This window comes from Burkholderia sp. Se-20378 (genome assembly GCF_017104665.1).
In the GTDB taxonomy this organism is placed as follows: Bacteria; Pseudomonadota; Gammaproteobacteria; order Burkholderiales; family Burkholderiaceae; genus Burkholderia; species Burkholderia lata.
Window position 1 is genome coordinate 1 of sequence record NZ_JAAGPG010000448.1, and the last position, 234, is coordinate 234.

Below are 234 nucleotides of genomic sequence, written 5' to 3' on the forward strand. Positions count from 1 at the left end.
GGGGGGGGGGGGGGGGGGGGGGGGGGGGGGGGGGGGGGGGGGGGGGGGGGGGGGGGGGGGGGGGGGGGGGGGGGGGGGGGGGGGGGGGGGGGGGGGGGGGGGGGGGGGGGGGGGGGGGGGGGGGGGGTGGGGGGGGGGGGGGGGGTGGGGGGGGGGGGGGGGGGGGGGGGGGGGGGGGGGGGGGGGGGGGGGGGGGGGGGGGGGGGGGGGGGGGGTTTTTTATTTTTTTTTTTT

1 protein-coding gene is annotated in these 234 nt (G+C 91.0%); it reads right to left on the reverse strand.

Going from position 1 to position 234, the window contains the following annotated elements; genetic code table 11:
• The coding region (locus G3N93_RS42525) for a hypothetical protein (RefSeq protein ID WP_206134653.1) at window positions 1–234 on the reverse strand (234 nt) is incomplete at both ends.